The organism is Rufibacter sp. JT3400010, assembly GCF_054956755.1.
Window position 1 is genome coordinate 24,899 of the sequence record NZ_JBUDXA010000016.1, and the last position, 23,795, is coordinate 48,693.

17 protein-coding genes are annotated in these 23,795 nt (G+C 48.9%); 9 read left to right on the forward strand and 8 right to left on the reverse strand.

Going from position 1 to position 23,795, the window contains the following annotated elements; genetic code table 11:
• Positions 1 to 128 precede the first annotated feature (128 nt).
• The 3 genes from murI (at position 129) to ACY0JR_RS14480 (ending at position 2,980) form a co-directional block, all read left to right on the forward strand.
• Complete coding sequence (murI, locus tag ACY0JR_RS14470; protein WP_462634819.1) at positions 129 to 947, forward strand: glutamate racemase; 819 nt, start codon at positions 129 to 131, stop codon at positions 945 to 947.
• 92 nt (positions 948 to 1,039) lie between these two features.
• A complete protein-coding gene (locus ACY0JR_RS14475) occupies positions 1,040 to 1,672 on the forward strand; it encodes a hypothetical protein (RefSeq protein WP_462634820.1) in 633 nt (210 codons plus the stop codon).
• A gap of 126 nt (positions 1,673 to 1,798) precedes the next feature.
• Complete coding sequence (locus tag ACY0JR_RS14480; protein WP_462634821.1) at positions 1,799 to 2,980, forward strand: glutathionylspermidine synthase family protein; 1,182 nt, start codon at positions 1,799 to 1,801, stop codon at positions 2,978 to 2,980.
• Between the two features lie 320 nt (positions 2,981 to 3,300).
• Here ACY0JR_RS14480 and ACY0JR_RS14485 read toward each other — a convergent pair whose 3' ends face one another.
• Complete coding sequence (locus tag ACY0JR_RS14485) at positions 3,301 to 3,903, reverse strand: DUF1801 domain-containing protein (protein ID WP_462634822.1); 603 nt, start codon at positions 3,901 to 3,903, stop codon at positions 3,301 to 3,303.
• 70 nt (positions 3,904 to 3,973) lie between these two features.
• Entirely contained in the window at positions 3,974 to 4,711 is a 738-nt protein-coding gene (locus tag ACY0JR_RS14490; RefSeq protein ID WP_462634823.1) for a LolA-like protein, read from the reverse strand.
• Positions 4,712 to 5,044: 333 nt separating this feature from the next.
• Between ACY0JR_RS14490 and ACY0JR_RS14495 the strand changes: the two genes are divergently transcribed.
• A complete protein-coding gene (locus ACY0JR_RS14495; RefSeq protein ID WP_462634824.1) occupies positions 5,045 to 6,457 on the forward strand; it encodes an MBL fold metallo-hydrolase in 1,413 nt (470 codons plus the stop codon).
• Positions 6,458 to 6,900: 443 nt separating this feature from the next.
• Here the strand turns inward: ACY0JR_RS14495 and ACY0JR_RS14500 are convergent, their stop codons facing one another.
• Positions 6,901 to 7,326 carry a DUF6640 family protein gene (locus ACY0JR_RS14500; protein ID WP_462634825.1) on the reverse strand — a complete coding sequence of 142 codons (426 nt, stop codon included), beginning with the start codon at positions 7,324 to 7,326 and terminating at the stop codon, positions 6,901 to 6,903.
• 262 nt (positions 7,327 to 7,588) lie between these two features.
• On the opposite strand from ACY0JR_RS14500, the gene ACY0JR_RS14505 reads away from it, so the two are divergent.
• Positions 7,589 to 8,863: a replication-associated recombination protein A gene (locus ACY0JR_RS14505; RefSeq protein WP_462634826.1), complete on the forward strand. Its 1,275-nt coding sequence runs from the start codon at positions 7,589 to 7,591 to the stop codon at positions 8,861 to 8,863.
• Between the two features lie 180 nt (positions 8,864 to 9,043).
• On the opposite strand, the gene ACY0JR_RS14510 is transcribed toward ACY0JR_RS14505, so the two are convergent.
• A complete protein-coding gene (locus ACY0JR_RS14510; protein ID WP_462634828.1) occupies positions 9,044 to 9,436 on the reverse strand; it encodes a response regulator in 393 nt (130 codons plus the stop codon).
• 95 nt (positions 9,437 to 9,531) lie between these two features.
• Positions 9,532 to 10,671, reverse strand: coding sequence for a sensor histidine kinase (locus ACY0JR_RS14515; protein WP_462634829.1), 1,140 nt, complete (start codon positions 10,669 to 10,671; stop codon positions 9,532 to 9,534).
• Positions 10,672 to 10,878: 207 nt separating this feature from the next.
• On the opposite strand from ACY0JR_RS14515, the gene ACY0JR_RS14520 reads away from it, so the two are divergent.
• Together ACY0JR_RS14520 and ACY0JR_RS14525 are read left to right on the forward strand one after the other, a co-directional pair.
• The gene (locus ACY0JR_RS14520) at positions 10,879 to 11,955 is read left to right on the forward strand and encodes a sensor histidine kinase (protein WP_462634830.1); all 1,077 of its coding nucleotides are present in this window, start codon (positions 10,879 to 10,881) and stop codon (positions 11,953 to 11,955) included.
• 666 nt (positions 11,956 to 12,621) lie between these two features.
• Positions 12,622 to 14,976, forward strand: a complete 2,355-nt coding sequence (locus ACY0JR_RS14525; RefSeq protein ID WP_462634831.1) for a family 1 glycosylhydrolase — start codon at positions 12,622 to 12,624, stop codon at positions 14,974 to 14,976.
• 683 nt (positions 14,977 to 15,659) lie between these two features.
• Here the strand turns inward: ACY0JR_RS14525 and ACY0JR_RS14530 are convergent.
• Positions 15,660 to 16,244 carry a hypothetical protein gene (locus ACY0JR_RS14530; RefSeq protein WP_462634832.1) on the reverse strand — a complete coding sequence of 195 codons (585 nt, stop codon included), beginning with the start codon at positions 16,242 to 16,244 and terminating at the stop codon, positions 15,660 to 15,662.
• A gap of 488 nt (positions 16,245 to 16,732) precedes the next feature.
• Here ACY0JR_RS14530 and sppA point away from each other — a divergent pair, with 488 nt between their 5' ends.
• Both sppA and ACY0JR_RS14540 read left to right on the forward strand, forming a co-directional pair.
• A complete protein-coding gene (sppA, locus tag ACY0JR_RS14535) occupies positions 16,733 to 18,502 on the forward strand; it encodes a signal peptide peptidase SppA (RefSeq protein ID WP_462634834.1) in 1,770 nt (589 codons plus the stop codon).
• A 332-nt stretch (positions 18,503 to 18,834) separates the two neighbouring features.
• Positions 18,835 to 19,650, forward strand: coding sequence for a purine-nucleoside phosphorylase (locus ACY0JR_RS14540; protein WP_462634893.1), 816 nt, complete (start codon positions 18,835 to 18,837; stop codon positions 19,648 to 19,650).
• Between the two features lie 312 nt (positions 19,651 to 19,962).
• Here the strand turns inward: ACY0JR_RS14540 and ACY0JR_RS14545 are convergent, their stop codons facing one another.
• The gene (locus ACY0JR_RS14545) at positions 19,963 to 20,799 is read right to left on the reverse strand and encodes a DUF4249 domain-containing protein (RefSeq protein ID WP_462634836.1); all 837 of its coding nucleotides are present in this window, start codon (positions 20,797 to 20,799) and stop codon (positions 19,963 to 19,965) included.
• Positions 20,799 to 23,036, reverse strand: a complete 2,238-nt coding sequence (locus tag ACY0JR_RS14550; RefSeq protein WP_462634894.1) for a TonB-dependent receptor — start codon at positions 23,034 to 23,036, stop codon at positions 20,799 to 20,801. The genes ACY0JR_RS14545 and ACY0JR_RS14550 overlap by 1 nt, the downstream gene beginning before the upstream one ends.
• Between the last annotated feature and the right edge of the window lie 759 nt (positions 23,037 to 23,795).

Genomic DNA, 23,795 nt, shown 5'->3' on the forward strand with positions numbered 1-23,795 from the left:
TTGTATGGTCTTTTACGCCACCATATTTTAGATGGTTGCAATAAAGTCCATTTTAATTTTGTATTATAATAATATAGGTGTTTTTACGGATGGTCTGTTTTTGTATCATCTGGCCTTAGTGTATAGTGATGATAAAAGCAGAAAACAAGGAGCGGCCCATTGGCGTGTTTGATAGCGGAATAGGCGGTTTAACGGTTGCTAAGGCTATTAAAGCACATTTGCCCCAGGAGCAATTGGTGTATTTTGGTGACACTGCCCACCTGCCTTACGGCGATAAATCAACCGCCGCTATACAGGCTTATTCCGTAAAAATATGCGATTTGCTGATAAAGCAGAATTGTAAAATAATTCTGATCGCGTGCAATTCTGCTTCGGCGGCAGCCTATGAGTTAGTACGGGAGTATGTGGGCAGTAAAGCGCATGTCCTGAACGTAATAGACCCCGTGGTGCAGTTTGTGGGCGAAAGATTTTCACAGAGAACCGTGGGCCTGATTGGGACCAAGCAAACCGTAAACTCCAATGTCTATAAAAAGAAGATAGATGACCTGAACGCCAGCATCCGGCTGAAGTCTTTGGCCACGCCTTTGCTGGCTCCTATGATTGAGGAGGGCTTCTTTAACAACACCATTTCAGAGAGTGTCATCCAAACGTACCTCTCTGACCCAACGCTGGACGGAATAGAGGCCTTGATTCTGGGCTGCACCCATTACCCCTTAATCAAAGAACAGATAACTGCGTATTACAAGGGAAAAGTAGAAGTGCTTGATGCCTCAGAACTGGTGGCGCGGCACGTGGGAACCGTCTTGACGCAATTGGGAATAGCCTCTACCCGTTTACAGGGAGAGTCCCACTTCTACGTTTCTGACTATACTGCCTCGTTTGAAGCTTCCACCCAGCTTTTCTTTCAGAAGAAGGTAAATCTGGAGCATTATCCGCTTTGGGAGTAATAAAACCGCGTAATAGGCGACTAATCCTGTAGTTGCGTTTCAGGCTTACTTTACTAAAAACACGCCAGAATTGGCATCGTATTCAATTTATTATGAAAAAGCGTTACTTCCTCATTGGTGATTTCTCGCGCAACGTGCTGTTGGTGAGCGCCGCTGCGTGCCTTGGGTTGGCTTCCTGTTCAGACAACCGCTCTTCACAAGACCAAACCTCCACCGAGTGGAACGCCGGGGAAAATGCCCCGCAATACAGCCAGGGCGTGATCACTGAAATGACCGAGGTGAGCCCAGATAACTGGAAAATCACAGATGAGCGCCCAGCCGAAGCAGGTCAGGTGATGGCCATACTAAAGCACAATGACGGAAAAGTAGATACGCTGCAAGGCCTGGAATTGGAGCGCCGTATGCAGCAATACTCTCAGGCAAATCCGCATAACGGAACTGGCTTTAGCATGATGAACGTGCTGATGTGGAGCAGCATTGGGTATATGGCCGGTCGCATGATGAATCCTAACCCGGCGTATTACTCCAATCCTTCTACCATGCGTCGTACCGATGCCTGGCGCCGGCAAACCTACGCCGAACGTTCCAGAGGCGCCTCGGCGTTCAGAGGAACTACCGGTCAATACAGCCGTCCGGCCACTTCCACCGGAAATATCCGCTCCAGCAGACCTAGTAGCAGCCGTTCCGGTACATTTGGCGGAAGATCCAGCGGATTTGGGTCTTAAGCAGATTCCGGCCAGGGCATTCTATTTCTTTAACCTTCCTGTAGTAGGGCTGTTTTCTGGAAAGCAGCTTCAAAACACGTTGTTTCAACTAATCTTTCTACCCTTTAATTCAAGACGTTCACTTCTATGTCAGCCAGCTCACTTCCGGTTAAATTAATGCCGCACCACGGCGATGTCACTAAAATGGTACACCAAATGGGGTGGGAGTGGGTAGTTGAAGAAGAGTGCCAGACGTACCTTTCCGGCGAAGCGGTGGTACTCAACCAGAAAGACGCCGATGAACTGCTGGAAGCCGCGGCTACGCTCTATGAAATGATGGTAGAAGCTGTGCCCGATGAGTTGCCCGATGATTTCCTCCGCAAAATGGGAATCCCGGAACGGGTTTGGAAAGCCGTGCGGCACTCCTGGAACGATGAACGCCATTGGCACCTGTACGGCCGCTTTGATTTTGCGCAAACGCCTGAAGGGATAAAACTGCTGGAATTCAACGCCGATACCGCTACCTCTATCCCCGAGACGGCGGTGGTGCAGTGGGCCAGCCTGGCCGCTGCCGGTAAAAACGAAAGCCAGCAAGCTAACGGATTGTATGAAGCGCTGGTGGAACAGTTCCGTACCTGGCAAGGCCTCAACCCCGAACTGGAACCCGCGCTGTTACTGGTGTACCTGGGCGAAAGCAAAGAAGACTACACCAACTGCGAAGTATTGGCCCAAGCCGCCCGCGAAGCCGGGTTTGATACCCACATCTGCCCGGTAGAAGAAATGGAAGTCTCTACGTTGGGTGCTGAGCGGGGCATCTGGGCGCAGATTGGGGCCGAGCAGTGGCGCCGTTTCCCGTTCCTGTTTAAACTGGTGCCGTGGGAACTGTTCGCGCAACTGGAGCCCGAACTTTGCACCGATGTCATAGAACTCCAGTATTCGCGGAGCGTTATTATCGCTAATCCGGCGTATTCGCTTATTTTCCAGAGCAAGGGCATGTTGGCCTGGTTGTGGCAGCAGTTTCCGTACCATCCGTTGCTGCTGCGCACCGAGTTTACTTCTTTCTCGGGGAAAGCCGTGGAGAAACCTTTCTTCGGCCGCGAAGGCCAGAATATTCAGGTGCGCGAAAATACAGATGTTTCTTCTACCTCCGGCGAGTACAGCAACCAGCCCCACATTTACCAGGCCTGGGCCGAGTTACCGCAGGATGAACAGGGCTACCGCTATCAGGCCGGGGTTTTCTGGGCCGGTGAAGGCAGCGCCATCGGGTTCCGGCGGGAACGCGGCATCATCACCAACTTGTCGCAGTTTGTGGCGCACGTGGTGGAGTAGAGGTTGTATAACACTTTTTACCGCCCTTCCCTTCGGGCACCCCATCTAAAATAGGAGTGGTGTTTTAGTTTGCCGCCGCTATGGCACCGCTTTAAATACCTCGTAGTGTCTGGAGGTCCTGCGAGCGTCTGCGCCAATAGCTTTTTCCTTCACGCCAATCTGGAGATTGGCTGTTCGTTAGTGCGTAGAGCGCTGGAGCTAACTCTACGCACAGCAATGAATTAGCGTCAGCGGCTATACCAGAGAGGTAGAAACGGATATATACCACCAAGGTGATCACCGCTACTTCCTGTGTGACATAGAAGAAACGCTACGGGAAATTAGCTGAACTTCTTTCCTTCAGTAATACGCTCTACGGTTTTTAAGATACGGGTGTCTCTGGTTTCAGTGCGTTTTGCTTCGGTGACCCAGCGTACGTATTCTTTGCGGTGTGTGTAGGCCATCTGCTCAAACTTTTCTAGTTGCTGCGCCTCGGCTAAAGCTTGTTTCAAGTCTTCCGGAATTTCAATGACACTGCGTTCTGTTGATTTGGCTGCTGCGCCAGCCTTCAGTTGCGTGGCTGCCCGCAGGTATTCCACTAGCAGGTCTTCGTTTACCTCAGAGGCGTTGGTGAATTTGATGCTGCGCATGCCTTTGGCATCTGTGCTGCTGGTGAAGACGCCGTGTGGGTCTGCCAACAACGCGCCCTGAAAGAAAGACAAACTCACCTGCTGCTTGAATATTCCAAGGCCACACACCATACCCGGACCGGCTTTCTCGTACACGGGCACGCTCCATTTCCAGGTGGCTTTCAATTCTGGGTCGGCGGTGGCTATGGCACTTCTTATTTTCTCACAGATGGCTTTCGCATACTCTGGGGCACTGGCGAAGTAACTCTCAATCTTCTGCTCGTTTTGTTCTGGGGTCAATTTTGAAGTAGCCATACGGTAAGTTCGGGGTTAATGGAAGAAAGAGTTTTGGGCTTGTTTTTAGGAAAATGCACATGAAATGAACTTACCACCGAGCAGCTTTGAAACCAGCCACGGTGAAAAGTTCAGTAGGTAATGATGCCGGGAAACGCATGTTGTAGTACACTTCATGCAAGGTCTTGTTGCCGTTCAGGTAGAAGGTGAGGTCTGTGGCAATCCAGTTTTCTTTTACTTTTTTGTAGCCTTTTAAGTCTACTGCGTTCTGGCGTCCGGCGGTTTGTCTTACCGTTTTCAGGACCCAAAGCTTTTCCTGGTCAATGATGAAATGGCTTGATTTCTCTGCCAAAGAAGTAGCGCCTACTACATAAACTTTTCGGCCCTGCCAGGTAGTAGTGAATACTTTGGAAAGGTCGAAACCTGCTTCCTGCATCTGGGCTATGGTGCGGGCTACAGGCTGGTGGTACACATCAAACCCTAGCACCAATACTTCATGCACCCGGCGGCTACGGTGCTGCAAGGCATTAGCTTTGAACACATATTGGCTGTCTTGCGCGTAAAGTGCCCCGTTCCCCTGCTCAAACTCCCCAAACTTAATGACCAGTTTACCCGGAAATGCGATCGCCTCATGCCACACTTCAGATGAGGAGTCGGTAGGGCTTTTGTAACTTACTGCCGTCTGGTCAAAAGTGAAGTACGGGTTAAACTTGCCTTGGTACTTGTCGTGCATTTTCTGCAGAACTTCCTGTCCCGTGAGGGGAGGTGCCGCAGGCGCAAAGAAGTTGGTGAGAACCAGAAAAAAGGGCAGGAACACGTGTAGCAGCATAAACAATGGTTCAGGTTGAAGCCGAAAATAGAAAGATAATTCGGTTTATGGAAAAGCCGTTAAAAACAGAAAAACTTACTGGCCGCACGTGGCAGCGCGCAGCATCTAATGTAGAGCAGCAAAACGTAACATTTTTGTTTGAAGCCTGAGTTCTCAAAAACAGCAGCAAAGCATTTCCATCACATTGGCAATGTAAAGGCTCAAACTATCTTTTACCTTTGTCACCTTGAACATGCTAGTACTTATACTGAACAGAGAATTATACTCTGGCATAAAACCAGAAGGTTACCTGCGTAGGTTTAAACAAAGCTTGTTCAGTTAAATGGAAGGAACATGAAAGTAGAACAGATTTATACCGGCTGTCTGGCGCAGGGAGCTTATTACATTGAAAGCAACGGCGAGGCGGCTATCATTGATCCGCTCCGTGAAATCAAACCCTACCTTCAGAAAGCGGAGAAAAACCAGGCCCGCATCAAGTATGTGCTGGAAACCCACTTTCACGCAGATTTCGTCTCAGGACACGTGGATTTGGCCAAGGCAGCAGGGGCAACCATTGTGTTCGGGGCCGCCGCCCAGCCTGCTTTTGACGCGCATTTAGCGCAGGACGGAGAGGTGCTTACGGTGGGTAATGTTACCATTCAGGTGCTGCATACGCCGGGCCACACGTTGGAATCTGTGACCTACCTGCTCAAAGACGAAGCCGGAAAAGACTACGCCATCTTCACCGGTGATACCCTTTTCATTGGCGATGTGGGCCGCCCTGATCTGGCCGCAAAATCTGACCTGACCCAGGAACAATTGGCCAGCATACTTTTTTATTCGCTCCGCACCAAGATTATGCCCTTGGCAGATGACGTGTTGGTGTACCCCGCCCACGGGGCCGGTTCGGCCTGCGGGAAGAACATGAGCAAAGAGACGTTTGATACGCTGGGGCATCAGAAGCAGACCAATTATGCCCTGCGGGCCGATATGACCAAAGAAGAGTTTGTAAGGGAAGTGACCAGTGGTTTGCTTCCGCCGCCAAGCTACTTTCCTTTGAATGTGCAACTGAACAAGCAGGGCTACGCCAACATTGAAACTGTGCTCACCCAAGGCTTGCGGGCGCTTTCTCCAGAGGCTTTTGAAGCCACCGTGAACGAAACCGGAGCATTAGTGCTGGACACCCGCAAAGCCGCTGATTTCGCCTCGGGGCATATTCCTAATTCCATCAACATTGGCCTGGACGGAAGCTTCGCGCCATGGGTAGGAGAGTTGATCCCCGATATTCAGCAAGCCATTATTTTTGTAGCGGATGCTGGTCGGGAAGAAGAAGTGGTGACCCGCCTGGCCCGCGTGGGGTATGATCATACGCTCGGGTTCCTGCAAGGAGGTGTTGACGCTTGGAAAACTACTGGAAAAGAAGTGGAGACCCTGCCCTCCATCTCCGCACAGGAATTTGCCCAACAGTTTAAAGAAGAAAAGCTATTCATCATAGATGTCCGGAAACCAAGTGAATTTGACGCAGAGCATGTGGAGGGAGCTGTAAACGTACCCTTAAGCTCCTTAAATGACTATTTAAGCGAGATACCCAACACAGAACCTGTTTATGTACACTGCGCTGGTGGCTATAGGTCTATGATAGCAGCGTCTATCCTGAAAGCCCGTGGTTTCGATAACCTGATAGAGGTAGCTGGTGGTTTTAAAGCTATTTCAGAGACAGACGTGCCACGGACATCTTTTGTATGTCCGTCAGCCTTGGGTAAGTAGACGGTTTAAATAATACATTTTGACATGCTGAAAAGATTTTGTGGGAGAACTAGAAAAGCTTTTCTAAAACGCCACTACACCCTCGTTCATGAATAGCACAAGTCCCTCGCTCGCCTCTGGCGAGTGTGAGTTACCTGCGGCCTCTGGCCGATACTTTATGTTTTTTGATGTTTACTTAGCGGCGGGACGCCGCAGGTAGCTCACACTCGCCAGAGGCGAGCGAGTATCTTGTTTAGCATTACTTTCCCGGAGTTAAGCATAAAATAGATACTATTGAGGCGCAGATTTATTTCTGTGACTTTCATGACCTAACAGGGAACGAGGTAACTTCCTGTAACCAAATAAAAGTGCAGCAGCTACCGCACCAAATAGCAGTAAGCTTTGAACGAAACATCTCTTTAAAGCCTACTTTGCCCAAAATACCTTATAAACAGAATCACAACCTACTTCAAATCTTTCTTTGCTAACAGGTACCCAGCGCCTAATGCGGCCAGCATCACCAGAGAAAAAGGACCTTCGTTTAGTTTGATTCTACCCACCGATGGTATTTTTTCGGGGAACTCGGCATCCATGCCTGCTGCGCCGGGGAAGGTGAAACTTCCGGCTTGAGCCAGGTAAAAGATGGCCGGGAGCATGGCCCCTACTTTTAAATTCATTTCCTGATCGCCGTCTTTTTTCTGAAGGAGATACAGACTAGTGGAACCTAACAGGGTACCAGACAAGATGGTCATGGCATCATGAAACTTGGCGTGCGGCGTCCAGTTGGGGTTGAACAGGTGGGTTTTGTTCCAATCCATCAGGAAACCACCCACGGTGGTGAAGGCGGCTACCGCTTGTAAAATGGTGCGTCCGGGTGAAGTAGTGATCATCTTACATTAGTTTTAGAGGCAGAAACTTTTACTTTCTTGGATACGCAGTGAAAGGACACCGGTTCAGGGGCAGGCGGGTGCGAAGGCAGAATTCCATTTCGTCTCTAAACACTGCTATCCATCAGGCCACTACCAGACGAGTATGTTCTGGGGCTGTTTTATGAAAAACAGGCGCTAAACAGTCACTGAAAGAAAGTAAATTGCCTGTTGTTTCGCGGATCATTCAAAACCGTGAAACGCCGCCACCCGAAATCTGCATTCCATGTTCCAAACTACCAAAGCCCCATTGCCGGAGCGCATGCGCCCGCATAACCTTGATCAATACGCCGGCCAGAAACATTTAGTAGGTCCTAAGGGAGTATTGCGCCGGTACATTGAGGCGGGCATGGTGCCCTCCATGGTTTTCTGGGGACCTCCGGGCGTGGGGAAAACAACCTTGGCCGGGATTATTGCCGGACAGTTGAAGGTACCATTTGTGGCCATGAGTGCCATCAACGCTGGGGTGAAAGACATCAGGGATGTGATTGACCAGGCCCGTAAACGGCAAGGCACCGTGCTGTTCATTGACGAGATCCATCGGTTCAATAAATCACAGCAAGATGCGCTCTTAGGCGCAGTGGAAAAAGGGACGGTTACTTTGATTGGTGCTACTACTGAGAACCCTTCGTTTGAGGTGATTCCCGCCTTGCTTTCCCGTTGCCAGGTGTACATCCTGAAATCTTTGGAGAAGGAAGAACTGGTGGAACTGGTGCAGAAAGCCTTGACCGAGGACGAGGTGCTGAAAAAGCAGAACATTGAGGTGCAGGAATACGAGGCGCTGCTCACCATCTCGGGTGGCGATGCCCGTAAATTGCTCAACCTGCTGGAGATTGTGATTGACGGCAGCGGGCAGCAGGAGAAACTCGTTATCACCAATGAGATGGTGAAGCAGATTGCGCAGCAGAACCTGGCCTTGTATGACAAAGGCGGTGAGGCACACTATGACATCATCTCGGCGTTTATCAAATCCATGCGCGGTTCAGACCCCAATGCCACCATATACTGGCTCGCCCGCATGATTGAAGGCGGCGAAGACCCCAAGTTTATTGCCCGGCGCATGCTGATCATGGCGTCTGAGGACATCGGCAACGCCAACCCTACGGCTATCATTATGGCAAACGAGTGTTTCCAGGCGGTGAACGTGATCGGGTACCCCGAGTGTGACATTATCTTGTCGCAGTGCGCTATTTACCTGGCTACTTCGCCCAAGAGCAATGCGGCGTACAAAGCCATTAGAAGTGCCCGGGCCATGGTGCGGGAGCAGGGGAGTCCGCCGGTGCCGCTGCATCTGCGCAACGCGCCTACCAAACTCATGAAGGAAATTGGCTACGGAAACGAGTACAAGTACGCCCATGATTACGAAGGCAACTTCGTGCCGCAAGATTTTCTGCCAACAGAACTCAAAGGCACCATCTTCTTCAACCCCGGCAACAACGCCCGCGAAAACGAGATGCGCAAGAACCTGCGCAACCAGTGGGGAGAGTGGTATAAGTATTAATTGACGTTGCTGGTGGTTTTCAGCGAGTCTGGAGACTCGCTTCATCCTTAGTCACGAGACTGGAGTCTCGCGACAGTATGCAAAAAGGTAGGGGCAATCCTTGTGGTTGCCCCTACCTGCACGAGTACAAAGCATATAAAGGGCAACCACAAGGGATTGCCCCTACAATCTTTAGTATATCTAAGCCAGAATCTCTTGCAGAATTTCTTTAGTGAGGGGCTTGGTGAGAAATCCGGCTACGGGGTATTGGAGGGCTCTTTCTTTGTCTATGGGGTTAAGCGAACTGCTGCACATGTAGACTTTGGTGTGGCTCAGGTCAACGCCGTCTGACTTGGTGGCTTCTTCCAGGAACTCAAAGCCGTCCATTACGGGCATGCGTATGTCCAGAAAAAGAAGGTCGGGGAGTTTGTTGTCCTGGGCAGCGGCAAATTCCCGAAGTTTGGTAAGTGCTTCCTGACCGTTCTTGGCGGTGATGATGTTATTTCCAAACCCAACTTTCTTCAGGATGAGTTTGGACACAAAAATCCAATTGTCATCGTCATCCACTACCATCACGGTTTGGACCTGGTGCATTTTTTCTGGGGGTGCTACCACTGTGCTCTGCTCCTGCATGTAGGTGATTGATGATAGTGAAACCGAAATAAAGGTAGTTTGTTTACGGGAATATGCTACATGGCCGCTTTAAGGTAAACTTTGAACTCAGTGCCTTCGCCCTCTTTGCTATCTACTTCAATTTTTCCGCCTGCGTTATCCACTATCCGTTTTACCATGAAGAGGCCCACTCCTGAACCTTCTACGTGGTCATGAAACCGCCGGAACATAGTGAATAATTGCTCCTGGTTGCGTTCGTTTATACCTAAACCATTGTCTTTGACACGCAGCACCACGTAAGGTTCTTGCAACAAAGTATCTATTTCAATGATACATTCCCGTTCTGGGGACTGGTATTTTATAGCGTTGCTGATGAGGTTGTATAAGATGCTTCTAAAGTTCTTCTTGGAAAACCTGAGTTGGTGCACCTGAAAATCGGTCTTCATAAAACAAGTTTTCAGTTTGGCAGGAAAGTTCAGGTCTGCCATGATATCGTCGTAGATGTCTTGTATGTTGGTGACAATGTCTTCGGTAGCGTCTTCTGCGGTGTCTTTCTGCAACTGGCTTATGGCAGCCAAATCTTCTATGGTACGCTTGAAGCGGTTCACCGAAGCCATGATTCGCTCCAGCACTTCTTTGGTCTCAGAGGTAAGGGTATTTTCTTCCTGTAGCCTGTCTTCCAGGTGGTCTATGAGCGCTTCTATGTTAGTGATGGGAGAACGTAAGTCATGCGAGGCGGTGTAAATGAAATTATCCAGGTCATGGTTAGTTCTCTCCAACTCACTGTTTTTGCGCTCCAGGGCATCTTGCTGGCGTTCGGCCAGTTTGTCTTGCAATTCTTTCTGCTTGGTGAGGTCGCCGGTTATCTTAGTAAAGCCAATGTGCTGCCCGTCTTCAGAAAAAATAGGGGTAAGCGTAACGGTTGCCCAAAAAAGTGAGCCGTCTTTGCGTTTGCGCCAGTTTTCGGCTTCAAAGGAGCCATTTTGCAGTGCCAACTCTAACTCCCGCTGGGGGTGACCAGCCTTTTGGTATTCATCAGGATGCAGAATGCCGTAGAACTGGCCAATAATTTCCTCCTCAGTATATCCCTTCAAGCGTTCAGCCCCTACGTTCCAGGCTGTGATAATGCCGTTGGTATCAGTGGCGAAAATAGCATAGTCCTTTACCTGGTTTACAAAAAAGGAATTGATGCTCTCTGGTGAATCAATAAGGGCCATAGATGTCTTTACGGGCGAAAAGGTGATTTTTTGTTTTTACTTGAAAAGGCGGAAGAAGGTTTATACGTTGTTTCCTGCAGAATAAAAACCCGAATCTTACAATTTGCTTTGTTTAATACATTATATAGAGTAAACTTTACAGGATTCTAGATTGTATCAATAACAGAGGCGGCCTTCGGGATTATAGCGTTTCTTACGCATTTCACCATGAATACCACCTTTCTATTTGAGGCTTTAGTTGAAAAAACACAGCAGGCTTACTTTGCCTATGACTGCAACTTAGAGCAATTCACTTACCTGAGCCCCCGTTTCCAGGTCCTGTTTCAATTACCCACCCAGAATTCACCTAAAGATTCTCTGCTGGCCCTTGTCCATCAAGATGACCAATGCCACGTATCTGAGACGCTGGCTAGACCCAGAACGCAGGGTGCCTGCCCACAACTTGAGTTTAGGATACAACTTCCCCAACAGGAAGAACAGTGGGTGTGCCTGCACGCTAATTTAATACAAGAAGTTCCAGAGCAATGGTTTCTCATTGGTCACGTAGAGGACGTTACAGCCCAGCGCACCTACAATGACAATGTTAAAAAGTATTCCAATAAAAAGAATTCTGTTCTGAATATTCTGTCTCATGATTTGGCTGGCCCGTTTGGGATGATTGGAAGTCTTTCCCAACTACTTGGCGAACACTTAGGAGATTCCGCTGATGAGGAAGCCCACCACCTTATTTCCCTTATTGAGCGCAACAGCCAGAGTGGAGTACGCCTTTTGCAGGAGTTCATGAATCAGGAATTTCTGGAATCTGTTAACACAGATGTTATCACCCGGCGGGTGAACCTGGTAGAAAAGTTCAGGGAAACGCTGGAGGTGTACCATGATGGACTTGGAAGTCTGGTGAACATCAAGATTGAGTTCAAGCCAAGTAATAAAGAAATCTATGCCCAGGTAGATGACATCAAATTTCTGCAGGTCATCAACAATTTAGTTTCCAATGCCCTTAAGTTCACTCCCGATGGAGGTTCCATTACCATTAGCCTGGAAGAAGAGGAGCAGAACATATTGGTGAAAGTAGCCGATACTGGGGTGGGAATTCCAGCGAAGTACCATGCAGACCTCTTTGATAAATTTACCGCCGCCCGCCGCCCGGGTTTAAAAGGCGAGACATCTACTGGGTTGGGTATGTCCATCATCAAAACCATTGTAGAATGGCACCACGGTAAAATCAGTTTTGAAAGCACCGAAGGCGTAGGTACTACATTTTACATTTGGTTGCCCAAAAGCTAATCTGCATCTTGCCTGTAAGTTTAAAGTCTATTTCTGCCTTGTTTTCAAGAAAATAAGGCTGTTTTCCTGATTCAGTTCAATCTCAGTGTCTATTTCAACTAGATATATTTCAAGTAAATCATTCCTGGTTAGGCTTTAATTGGGTCCTGAATTCTTCTGCATTTCTTTGTATAATGCTAGAAGTGGGTTTGCTTCAAAGCAGTCAATTCCTTGTTTTATTTGTAGCCTCCGGTGGAGTAAGCGACTGCTTTGTAACCTGATTCCCTTTAATTTATTTTCTGCTGAATTACTGTTCATCCGCAAAGCGGAATTATTGCTTTTTTATTCGCTGATCTTTAGCTGTTTAAGCAAGAAATGCGCAGAAATACCTGTTTAGGTGCTTATTTACGAGGCGTTTAGCGGTAAATACGGTTTTTTCAGGCGCATACCCCTAAATATTCCCCGTTCTCTAACTATACTTTTCTTCTAGCGTAATTTCCTGAAAATAGTAATTTAATTCTTCTAATTACCAGGGAATTAATCTTGTAATCCACTAGACTTTTAGATTATTCAGCAGACAGACTTTTGTATTTCTATCAAACGTACTGCTGTTGCAATAGATAAGGCAAATTCATCCAGTACCAAACCTGGAATTTGCTTTCAAACTCAAGTCTAAAATTTAAATGTATGGAGAAAAGTGAAAATCAGAATCCTTGTTTTCCAGAAGTATGGGCGGGTTTGGAATGTACCGTTAACCGGGTAGGAGATGAATACCTGGACCAGATGCAACTGAATGGTCACGCCTTACGGGAAGAAGACATTGCCTTGTTTGGCTCCATTGGGGTACGTAAAATGCGCTACCCTTTGCTTTGGGAGTTAACCGCCCCCAACGGCCCCGCCACCGCAGACTGGACCTGGGGCGACCGGCGCTTGAAATTACTCCAGGAAAACAACATAACCCCCATTCTTGGCTTGGTGCACCACGGCAGTGGCCCCCGGCACACCAACTTGGCAGACCCTTCTTTTCCCGAAGGAGTAGCCGAATACGCCCGGGCTGTGGCAGAACGCTACCCTTGGCTGGAATACTTTACTCCCGTCAATGAACCTTTAACCACCGCCCGCTTCAGCGGATTGTATGGGGTTTGGTATCCGCACGGCAGAGACGGCAAAACCTTCGGGTTAACGTTACTGCACCAATGCAAAGCCACGGTGCTGGCTATGCGCGCCATTAGAGAGGTGATTCCTCATGCCAAACTAGTGCAGACCGAAGACTTAGGCAAAACCTACAGCACGCCTTTACTGGCCTACCAGGCGGCCTTAGACAATGACCGCCGCTGGGTGAGTCTGGATTTGCTTACCGGTACCCTTACGCCAGAACATTCCATGTGGAAGTACTTCGTGGACTGCGGTATTCCGGAGGAAGATTTGCAATGGTTTAGAGATAATCCTTGTCCGCCAGATATGATAGGGATCAACCATTACCCCACCAGTGAACGGTATCTGGACGAGAAAATGGATGGGTACCCAGAGTGGTCACATGGCGGCAACGGAATTCACCAATACGCCGACGTAGAAGCCCTTCGGGTGAAAACAGATGACCCTGCTGGGTTCTATTCTGGCCATAAAGTGCTCTTGCGCGAAGCCTGGGAACGCTATGGTTTGCCCATTTCCGTCACCGAAGTACATATTTGCGGTACCCGCGAAGAACAGGTGCAGTGGTTTAAGCACGTCTGGGATTCCTGTACGAATTTGAAAAAAGAAGGCGTAAACGTGGTGGGCGTGGCCGCCTGGTCTTTACTGGGCACCTTTGACTGGGTGAACCTGGTTACCCGCGCCGATGGCTTCTATGAACCTGGCGTCTTTGACGTGCGCGGACCAAAACCTCGGCCTACCGCTTTAGCCAAAATGCTGACCCAACTAGCCCAGGGCAAGGAGTACGACCATCCTTTGTTCCATCTGCCCGGCTGGTGGCAGCGCCCAGACCGCTATTTCTATCCGTTCACCGATGAAACCCGCCAGGAACATTCAGATATTTTCCTGCGCAGGGAGGAGAGTCGGTTTGGTAGGGGAACCAAAGCCGTCTGGCGCCTGAACTGGAACCCCGTCTATGAAACCGAGACTATTCCCGAAGGCGATGGCCTCACCGAAAAAGAAGTGCTTCACCTGGAAGATACCACCCAACCTATCCTCATCGTTGGGGCTACCGGTACCTTGGGCAGTGCTTTTGCCCGCATCTGCGGAGACCGGCATATTCCCTACCGCTTGGTAAGTCGCAAACAGCTGAACATCACAGACCCCTTTTCTATTGAGCGGGCCATGAATTACTACAACCCGTGGGCAGTGATCAATGCGGCCGGTTACGTGAAAGTAGATGAAGCCGAAGAAGATGCCGACGCCTGCCACTTGGTGAACTCCCATGGCGCCATGCTGCTGGCCGCTACCTGCCAGAAACGGGAGATCCAATACCTGACCTTTTCCTCAGACCTGGTGTTTGACGGGTTAAAGCAACAGCCTTACACCGAGAGCGACCCAGTAAACCCCTTGAACGTGTATGGCCAGAGCAAAGCCCAGGCCGAAAAGTACGTGATGGATATGCACCCACAAGCCTTAGTAGTACGCACCAGCTCTTTCTTTGGGCCCTGGGATGATTTCAATTTCCTGACGCTCATGATCAAGCAACTAACCCAAGGAAACACGTTTTTAGCCCCGGAAGACATCATCATTTCGCCTACCTACGTGCCAGACCTGGTGAATGCCTGCTTGGATTTATTGGTAGACGAGGAAACCGGAATCTGGCACCTAACCAATGAAGGGGAAGTCTCCTGGGCAGAACTGGCCCGTAAAGCCGCTGAAATAGTAGGTCTGGATACCGGATTGATTCAAGGATTCTCCGCGAACGAACTGCAAGGCCAACAAGCCCCCCGTCCCAGATACAGTGCCCTCAGCAGCGAGCGCGGTCAAATCCTACCTGCACTGGAAGATGCCCTGCATCGCTATGCTAACCGCATGAAATGGGCAAACAGAATCGCGATTAACGCCTGATTTTCAGAAATCAGCTTAAAAATGAAAATAGTGTTTGTTGATGTTTGGTGTCAGAAATACCTCTTCTTTTTGAAGAGGTATTTCTTTTTACATGGGAAGATGGTGTTTGCTTAAAGGGCCTTCCATCTTAGGCCAGGAGGTGCCTTTGAACAAAGTAAATACTAGAGGGTAAAATTTTAGCTCTCGTGCCATTGTTGGTGTTATCACCAACAATCCTTTATCAGCTCCTTTCTCAAAACTGCCATCAAACTGAACTGATGAAAAAACTATATTAAAGCCTATGACACGCATTCCGTCCCCTTTGAAGGTAGGGCCGTTAAGTTCTACATTGGAGGCTTAAACTGCGGTAAAGTCCATTGCCTTTATTGCAAAATTTGAGGCTAACGCCTCACTGAAGTTGCAAACTTCAGCTCATTTTAGGTCCAAGTTGAAAACTTGAACCATATCATTTTTTAGAACTTAACGGCCCTACCTTCAAAGGGGGTAGGGGGATGATTACTCATGCTGGTCATGGCATTCCCGAGGTGCTTTAGTTGATTTCCTGTGGCAACTGCTTTCAGGTTCTTCCGGCGTCTTTGTCATCCCCCTACACCTTCAAAGGGAGACGGAATGCGTGAAAACTCGGGAGGTTACAAATAAGTGAATTCCCGAATTCTTGTTGGATAGTCAAAGAGAAAGAAAAGTTACTCTTTCTCTTTCAGCCAGTAGCGTACGCCAAAGGACAAGCTCATGATGTCTGGGTAGCCGGGTACAAAGGAAGTGGAGAAATCGGTGCGGTCAGAGAGGCGGAAGTTGTACTCAAACTCACCGGCGTACCAGATCATTTTGTACTGCCATCTGTCTTCGGGGTTACCCCCGAAGAAGGAGGTGGAAACGTTGTAGCCTTCCAGTTCAGACCAGTTGCGGCGGTACACCAATGTTGGGCCCAAACCCCCGTTCAAAGAATGCCGACCGGCCTGGAAAATGACGGCGCGAACGCCCAGATGGGTGAATCCGGCAAAACGCATGGCGCAATCGGCGTAGAATGCCTGGATGGCTTTCACCGAGAATTTACTGTCTGAGATAAAATGTTCGTAGCCTACGCTGGCTCCCACGTTCAACACCAGATAGCCTTTGCCATCGGGGTTTAAGGGCATGAGTTCGGCATTGTCATCACCCTTGGGGTGCAGGGTTAGTCCGAAATATTTGAAATTCAGGTTCCGCTTGTATTGCGCTTGGGCAGAAAGAGAGCCCAAAAAGAGAAGCGCCAGTAGAATGCATCGTGTCATGTCACCCAATATACGGCAGCGTGGCTTTTTTGCTACTTCAAACCGGAAACCTGTCAACGAGAAAACAAAATTACAGAAACAGACGCACCTACTTTCTCTTGTCATCCTCTTGCCATCCTGAAAGGATATGGGTGGCGAGCAGATGTAACGCCTATGGTTAGTAGAAAGATAAAATCTATATCGAATTTGTACTGCGATATAGCAGGTATTGCGTCTCTACAAAGGCCTTTTAACCATCACCCAGTTTCAAATTATTTTCTAGGTTGGCTAACTCACTTCAAATGAAACATAGAAGTAAACCGATTGTTTTTGAAGGATTTAGCAGCATCTCACTTGTAGTCCACGGCGGAGCTTGAAGCATGGTAGGCCACTAGAACAGGGTAAGATAGGCGTGAAACTAACGTTCTGTAAGTATTTTGTTAGTTTAACGACTAATGTACCAACACCACAGGCCAAGGTCTGTGCCTCTATTTCATTTAAATTTTAGTATGCGACAGTTTTTGAAATTTGTGCTGGCCAGCATGGTTGGCTTGTTATTATTTATTGTGGTGGGGTTCGTGATTTTGCTGGGCATAGCGGCCGCAGCTTCTTCCAGCGATACCGTCAGTATTGCGGAGGGCTCTGTGCTGGAAATTGAATTGAATCAACCGGTGGTAGAGCGTACGCCCCGTAGCCCCTTCGCCGAGTTTGGCATGGAAGAAGTATTTGGCCAGCAGGGAATTGGGCTGGATGAAATCAAAGCTTCTATCAAGAAAGCCAAAGCCGATGACAAGATCAAAGGCATTTTCCTGAACCTGGATCTGCTGCAGGCGGGCATGGCTTCTGTAGAAGAAATCAGGAATGCACTGCTGGACTTCAAAAAATCAAAGAAGTTTGTGGTGGCCTACAGCGAACTGTCTACCGAGAAAGCCTATTACCTGGCCTCCGTGGCCGATAGATTTTACCTGAACCCCCAGGGCACCCTGGAGTTTAACGGCATGAGTTCAGAAGTCATGTTCTTCAAAGGCACCCTGGAGAAACTGGATTTACAGCCCTACATCTTCAAGGTAGGCGAGTACAAGAGTGCCGTGGAGCCGTTCATTCTGGATAAAATGAGTGACCCCAGCCGCGAGCAGACCCAATCTTTCCTGAACTCCCTCAATGATTTCATGCTGAAAAACATTGCCGCCGCGCGGAACAAAAGCTTCGCCGATATTAAGAATATCTCAGACTCTATGCTGGTGCACAACGCAGATGATGCGCTACGGTTAGGGCTGGTTACCCACCTGGGCTACTATGACGAGGCCACCGATTTCATGAAAAGCAAAGCCGGGGTCAAGAAAGACAAAGAACTGAAACTGGTAAACCTGGGCACCTACAAGAAAGCCGCCGATCCAGAGAAGAAAGAAGGTTCCTCTTCTAACAAGATAGCCGTGATTTACGCCTCCGGCGATATAGTGGGCGGCGAAGGCGATGATGCGTCTATTGGCAGCGAAGGCATGTCCAAAGCCATCAGAAAGGCGCGCCTGGATAAGAGCGTGAAAGCGGTGGTATTGCGCATTAACTCGCCGGGCGGAAGCTCCCTGGCCTCAGACGTGATCTGGCGCGAAGTGATGCTCACCAAGAAAGTGAAACCCGTCATTGCCTCCATGTCAGATGTGGCCGCCTCTGGCGGGTACTACATTGCCATGGCCTGTGATACCATTGTGGCGCACCCTACCACCATTACGGGCAGTATTGGCGTGTTTGGCATGATGGTAAACTCAGAGAACTTCCTCAAAAACAAACTGGGCATTACCACAGACCGTGTCAAAACCGGCAAATTCTCAGACGTGCCCACGGTGACCAGAGCCATGACGCCCTATGAGAAAATGCACATCCAACGCGAAGTAGAGCGTATCTATGATGACTTCACCACCAAAGCCGCCCAGTCCAGACACATGCCCGTTGAAAACCTTCGTAAAATAGCCTCGGGCCGCGTGTGGTCAGGCATTGAGGCCAAGCAGAACGGATTGGTAGACGTGTTGGGCGGTATGGAGCAAGCCATTGCCATTGCCGCCAGAAAAGCCAAACTGAAAGAAGGCGAGTACCGCTTACGCCAGTTGCCCGCCCAGAAATCCTTTATGGATAATCTGTTCTCAGACACGCAGGCGCAGGTGAAAGCCTATTCCTTACGGAGCGAATTAGGCGATATGCTGCCGTACTACCAGCAATACAAACGCGTCATGCAAATGCAAGGCATTCAGGCGCGTCTGCCGTTTGAGATAGAAGTTCAGTAAGCTAATAATTTCACTCGCTCGCGTCCCGCGAGTGTGAGCTACCTGCGGCCTCTGGCCGATTCTCTGCTCATTTAGAATAAATGGACACAAAGCGGCGGTACGCGGCAAGTAGCCCACACTCGCGGGACGCGAGCGAGTGATTTAGTATGACAGCCAGCTATTGATTGACTAAGAATGAGACTGCCTACGGGTAGTCTCTTCTCTTTTTAGGGCGGCAGAAGAAACCAGTTTTAAGCTTTTTTTCTGAAATTGCCGCATCCCCGAACCAATCTGTTTTAAGCCGGTTTTTCAGAAATCAGCTTCTAAACAGTATAATCAAACCAACAGACATGATGAATAACCTGAAAGAAGCCGCCCAATTTATCCAGGAGAAAACAAACCATTACCAGCCCGATTTCGGGATTGTGTTAGGTACCGGCCTGGGCGCTTTGGTGCAAGACTTAGCAGTGGCCTTTAGCCTGAACTACGCAAATATCCCGCATTTCCCGGTATCTACCGTAGAAAGTCATTCCGGGAAATTGATTTTCGGAGAGCTGGGTGGCCGTAAGGTGGTGGTCATGCAGGGGCGCTTCCATTACTATGAAGGCTACAGCATGGAGCAGGTGGTGTTTCCCATCAGGGTTATGAAGTTGCTGGGCGTTAAAAAGCTGTTCGTGAGCAACGCCGCCGGTGGCCTGGACCCCGCCTACAATACCTCAGACTTAATGGTCATAACAGACCATATCAACCTGCAACCCACCAACCCGCTCATCGGCAAAAACCTGGACGAACTGGGGCCGCGCTTCCCAGACATGAGCGAGCCGTACAGTGAGCACCTGGTGCAGCAAGCCCTGGAGATTTCCCAGACGAACAACCTGAACGTGAGAACCGGCGTGTATGTGAGCGTGCCGGGTCCCATGCTGGAAACCAAAGCCGAATACCACTACCTCAGGACCATTGGCGCCGATGCCGTAGGCATGAGTACCGTGCCCGAAGTGATTGCCGCCGTGCACATGGCTCTTCCCGTTTTCGCCGTCTCCGTCATCACCGATCTTTGCGTACCGGGCAAAATCAAGAAAGTAGAGCTACTGGATATACTGGAAGCCGCCGCCAAAGCCGAACCCAACATGACCTTGTTGATCAAGGAACTGATCAAACGGCAAGACTGAAAAGGGAGTTCTGAGTCTTGAGTTCAGAGTCCTGAGTCAAGTGGCCGTATCTAACTATTTTCTTTCCCAAATTGTCATCCTGTCCCAAATTGTCATCCTGAAAGGATCTTGTGGGCGAACTAGATAGACGTATGACGAATTGCAGCAAAGTTGCTTTTCCTTTTTGAGGTGTTTTCAAGAAAGTAGACCTTAAAACAGGATACACCCATCCATCCAAAGCAGTTGGCCACGGGAAACTCCCGTGGCCAACTGCTTTTCATAAACTCAACCTTAGATCAGATTCTTGCTTGTTTTCTGAAATTCGAGCTTCTATCATTTGATAATCAACTCCTTGGATTGGTAATTTAGATGGGTGAAAACCCCAAATCCGCCAGATACAGTTGATTTAATGGTTACAGGTTGGGCAAAAGGGTTACCGTTGGCCCGGCGGGCATCTTCGGTGCTACGCACAAAATCTGAGTACGCTTCGTCTATGTGGAACAGCCTAATGGTTAAGGTGTCGTTACGTTTGAAGCGGTAGGTGGTAGTATAGGTAATTTTCTGGCCGTTGCGCAGGCGGTCATTTATTTCAGAATCCAGCTCACTTTCTATGCCGGTGCTGTCTTTCTTGTGGGCCAGCAGCCGGTAGAAATTTTTTTGGGCCGGGTCATCTTTCCAGCGCACCAGCAAATAAGCTTCCTGGCTTTCCTTGGGTTTGTCATTGAATTTATAGCCTATGCTGTCAAAGGGCACGGGCGGAAGCACGGTGGTGGAGCCTACAATCTGGCGGCCTTTGGCATCGGTGATCAGGAGTTTGAAGACATCGCCGGGTACGGCTCTCACTCTGCGGCGGTTAAAGTGGGTGTACACTTTCTCGTTCACTTCATCTACCAGCAGGGTGTCTTCCAACACCACGGGGGGCTCATTGTTCTTGGTAATGGTAACGGTAGCGCCTTCCACTAAAAGGGCTTCAGGGCCGGCAAAATAACTGGAAGACTCCTGCAAGGCCAGTTTCATGGGCTCGCCGTTCACCAGGTAACATTCCACCACCATCTGCGTGGGTAAATTTGGCAAAGGCACCTCAATCTCCTGCTCCATGTCACAGGAAGAAAATATGGCGGCCAAAGAAAGCAGCAACAGCCAGGGCTTATAGGCAGCGGGAATTCTCATTAGAATTTGAAGTTGTAGGTGATGGAGGGAATAACCGGAAACAAGGAAACCTGTTTGGCCACAAACCCCGTGATTTGATCTGATTCTTCGTCTCTAAGGGTTTCAAAAAAGACGAAGTATGGGTTACGGCGGTTGTAGACATTGTACACGCTAAACGTGAGGTCTGAGGTGCCGCGCTTAGGCCGAAGTTTGTACACCAGACCCAAATCCAGGCGATGATAAGCCGCCAGTCTGAACGAGTTTCGTTCTGGGTAGATGGGAATCACCGTGAAGTCTTCGCCGTTCACATCCTGGAAAATGAAGCGTTGCACCGGTAGCGAATAGGCATTGCCCGTGCCGTACACAAAGGTGGCCGTGGCCTGAATGCGCTTGTTCACTTCCTGAATGGCCACTACAGACAAGTCATGCCGCCGGTCAAAGCGGGTAGGGAAGGTCTTGCCATTGTTCAGGTCGGGGAAGGTGCGGTTAGACCAGGACAGGGTATAGCCAATCCAACCGGTAGTTTTTCCGTCTTTCTTCTCCACATAGAATTCCTGGCCGTAACTCTCGCCGGTACCAAACACAAATTCCTGCTCTAAATCATTATTCCCGAAGATTTCCGCCCCATCTCTCAAGTCTAACTGACGGTCCATCTTCTTGTAATACGCCTCGGTACTGAACAGGTATTTGTCTTTATACAGTTTGGTAAGACCAAGTGTGTATTGGTCAGAACGCTGAGGTTTTACGCCGGGGCTAGACGGGTACCAGATGTCGGTGGGAAGGGAGGCCCCGGAATTGGAGATAAGGTGCACGTACTGAAACATGCGGGTATAATTGGCTTTAAGGGTAAGCGTTTCCGAGAACCGGTAACTGGCCGCTGCCCGGGGCTCAAGCCCGAGAAAGTTCTTCCCGTTGTTCAGGAAGCCCGATAAACGCAGCCCGTAGCTTAACGTGAAGACCGGACTCAACGACCAATCATCAGATGCATAAACGCCGTATTCCTGTCCTCTATAGTCATTGCCTGCCCCCACGTTCACAGAGCCATCCTGGCTGTTGGCTTCCAGGCGGCCTACTGTAAACTGATGATCCGTAAGGGAGCCGCCAAAACGCAGGTGGTGTTTCTCGGTAGGAATATATTCAAAATCAGATTTCAGGGTAAGGTCTGTAATGTTAGAAGTAAGGCTGAAAGAGAAGATGTCTAGCTGGTTTTTGATCTCATACTCGTAATTAGACGCCGAAAACGTGTTGTTTACGAAAAAGCGGGGCGAAAACTGGTGCACCCAACGCGCCGAGCCAACTTTGTTTCCCCAGTTAAAATTGAAATTGAAATTCTCGTCATTGAAGGTGAAGAAGTCACGACCATAGTACCCACTGATGAAAAGGCGGTCGTTGGGACCAAGTTCAAAACTGGCTTTGGCGTTGAAGTCATAGAAATAATAGTCGGGGATGGGGCTCCAGTCTGGGTCTCTTTCTTTGGCTGTGTTGATCATGCGGGTGAACACGTCCACGTAGGTGCGGCGTCCCGAGATCAGGAAAGAAGACTTGTCTTTTTGGATAGGCCCTTCCACCGATAAGCGAGAAGCAATCAACCCAATACCACCGGTCACGTCATATTCTTTCCGGTTTCCTTCGCGCAACTTCACGTCCAACACGCTGGAAAGCCGACCGGCAAACTGGGCCGGGAAACCGCCTTTGTACAGTTCCACCCCGCGTACTGCGTCTGGATTGAACACGCTGAAAAAACCGAATAAGTGGCTGGGATTATACACCAGAGCATCGTCCAATAACACTAAGTTCTGGTCTGAACTACCGCCTCGCACAAACAAGCCGCTACTGCCCTCGCCGCCAGACTGAATACCGGGTTTAAGTTGTAAGGTCTTGATGATGTCTACTTCGCCAAACAGAGCCGGCAACAGCTTCGCCTCGCGGGAAGACAGGGTTTCCACGCTCATCTGCGGCGTGGAAAGGCGCTCCTGAAACGTGTTCCGTTCCGATTCCACCACTACTTCACCTATTTCGTTTGCGTTTTCCCGCAGTTCCACGTTCAGGCGCGTGTTTTTGGTCACAGCCACCTCCTGCGTCAACGTCTGAAACCCGATGTAGGAGAACTGAATCTGGTAGGTGCCCGGCGTCAAGGACAAGGTGTACGCCCCGTTGGTATTGGTTTCAACCCCGTTGGTAGTGCCTGCCACCGCTACGGTAGCCCCAATCAGCACTTCACCGGTAGCCGCAGAACGTAACGTGCCACTCAAAGACACCCGGTTTTGCGCTTGGACCAACGACGAAATCAAAAAAAAGAAAAGCAGCAGACAGAAAAGAAACCGGTGTACCGGCCACGCAACAGAAAGACGAGGGTAGAAATGATGCACGCTTTGAAGGTCAGATTTAAAACATAACGCCCAAACCCCTGATATGTTTTTAGTAAGGCAGAATTGGCGAAGAAGCTACTTTAAAGATAGAAGAAAAACAGAATTACTTTCTTGATTGACAGTTAATTCAAAACATAGAATTTCTTAAACGACAAGGCTCAACTTAGTGAGGGACCTGCATTGATTTGTAAAAATTCAAATTTCTGAAGCATCCAGACAATAGGATACTGATTTTCAACTATGATTTATGGTGAGTCTAACCCTTACTTGCTTCAATTCTAAATATGAGGCTTGTGAGTAGAACACTTCCTGAATAAATACAGCTCAGCATGAAAGCCATAGAGCCAGAAATGAAAGAAAAGGTAATAAACACTAGACTTACAATTATCAAGTTCAGTAGCGTCTTTATCAATAGTGAGGAAGTTAGCTTAAGTGTTAACAGCTGAAAGGTTAAAAAGCTAATTAATAATGTTGGTAAAGAAAACAAAAAACCAAATGCCACAAATAATACAAGAATTGCAACATCTGAAATTTGTATGCCTTGTATAAGCATTAAAATTGAAAGTATTGCTGGAGCCACGATGAAAATACAGGTAAACCCTAGTTGAAAAGGGTAAAGCTCATTAAATTTCTTAGTTTCTTCAGTGG